Below are 1,637 nucleotides of genomic sequence, written 5' to 3' on the forward strand. Positions count from 1 at the left end.
TATGCCTAACGGCACGCTCCGCGAACAGCAAGCCCTAATTATTAAAATTAGGGGTACGAGTTTTGCAACCGCGATTAAAGAAACCATCTAAACCCCAAGCAGCACATTCCACTGAACGGGGGTTATTGGGTTGAGAAGTGGTTGTATAGTCACAAGAGACATAACCATTTTTGTTCGTATCAACAGCCTGACACCTCAAGCCATTCACCTCTTGTTTGAGTACAGTAGCAACATAATCTTTGAGTTGAGTTTCTGCAAAGCTTCTCCCAAATATGGATTGTCCAATAGTTCGACCTGCGGTAACAAGGAAAGCACTGGAAGCAACAGCCAGAAAACCAACAAAAAACAGAATCAAGAATAATTTAGGTTTATTCATAGGGAAATTAGCGATCGCTTGCAAAATTATTTTTTAGGTAAGGCTATGAAGTTCCCATTGTTGTCAATACCTGACGCACAGTATCTGTAGGAACTCTATCAGTAATTTCAACTGCACCTATCTGTGTAGGTAAAATAAAACGAACTTTTCCATCCTTAACTTTTTTATCATTTTGTAAGGCATCAATGATCGCATTAACATCTAAATCAGCAGGTAACTTTGTCGGTAAACCTGCTTTTTTAATTAATTCATCTTGTCTTTGAGCATCTTTCTGTCCCCACATTCCTAGGTGCATGGCAATTTGTCCGGCTGCTACCATGCCAATGGCAACGGCTTCACCGTGAATAAACTGAGTATAACCAGTTAAACTTTCTACAGCATGACCAATCGTATGCCCATAGTTAAGAATTGCCCTCAATCCAGCCTCTTTTTCATCCTTGCTCACCACATCAGCTTTAGCTTGACAGGAACAGGTTAAGATAAAATCCATTAACTCTGCTTTGATGTAGCGTAATTGACTGAAGTTTTTACTCTTTTCCATCTGGGCAAATAATTCTGCGTCCCAAATGACACCATATTTAATAACCTCTGCCATGCCCGCACGCAGTTCCCGTACAGGTAGGGTTTGTAGTACATCTGGATCGATTAATACCAAACTGGGCTGATGGAAAGCACCAATTAAATTTTTCCCTTGGGGGTGATTTACCCCTGTTTTACCACCAATAGCCGCGTCTACCATTGCTAACAAAGACGTGGGTACTTGGACAAAGTTGATACCTCGCAGCCAGGTAGCAGAGGCGAAACCAGTCATATCACCAATTACACCACCACCCAAAGCTACCATCGTAGAAGAACGTTCCAGGCGATTCGTTAAAGCTGCATCGTAGATTTTTTGGATAGAATCAAGGTTTTTGTATGGTTCTCCAGGGGGGATAATATGATGGGCAACCTCAAAACCAGCAGCTTGCAAAGTAGCGATCGCTTTTTCCCCGTAATGTTGAAAAATGGTGGGATTGGAAACCAGGAGTACTTTTTTCCCCAGTTTTAACTCAGCCATGTATTCGCCCAGTCTCTCTAAACTTCCTGGTGCGATCGCAATTTTATAAGACTGTTGTGGTAAATTGACCGTGATTACAGATGCCATGCCAACACATTTTTTGAGCCTGCGGGATGTATTCTATCGCAATCTGAAGTTGTGTTTTATGGAAAGTAGACAGTGGTTGTTAAAACTTTGTGCTTTGTGACAACTAAGATAAGAAAC

Annotated in this window: 2 protein-coding genes; both read right to left on the bottom strand. The window is 41.5% G+C overall.

The annotated features are described in order from the left end of the window. Window positions 1-34: 34 nt before the first annotated feature. Window positions 35-376: a hypothetical protein gene (locus CALSC_RS17835; RefSeq protein WP_088242643.1), complete on the bottom strand. Its 342-nt coding sequence runs from the start codon at window positions 374-376 to the stop codon at window positions 35-37. 43 nt (window positions 377-419) lie between these two features. Beyond that, a complete protein-coding gene (gene aroB, locus CALSC_RS17840; protein ID WP_088242644.1) occupies window positions 420-1,520 on the bottom strand; it encodes a 3-dehydroquinate synthase in 1,101 nt (366 codons plus the stop codon). Window positions 1,521-1,637: the final 117 nt, after the last annotated feature.

It is taken from the genome of Calothrix rhizosoleniae SC01 (genome assembly GCF_900185595.1).
GTDB classification, from domain to species: Bacteria; Cyanobacteriota; Cyanobacteriia; order Cyanobacteriales; family Nostocaceae; genus Calothrix_A; species Calothrix_A rhizosoleniae.

Bases quoted from the DNA above. Each gene is read 5' to 3' on its own strand.
- CALSC_RS17835 (WP_088242643.1), bottom strand. From the start codon at position 376: ATGAATAAACCTAAATTATTCTTGATTCTGTTTTTTGTTGGTTTTCTG.
- aroB (WP_088242644.1), bottom strand. From the start codon at position 1,520: ATGGCATCTGTAATCACGGTCAATTTACCACAACAGTCTTATAAAATT.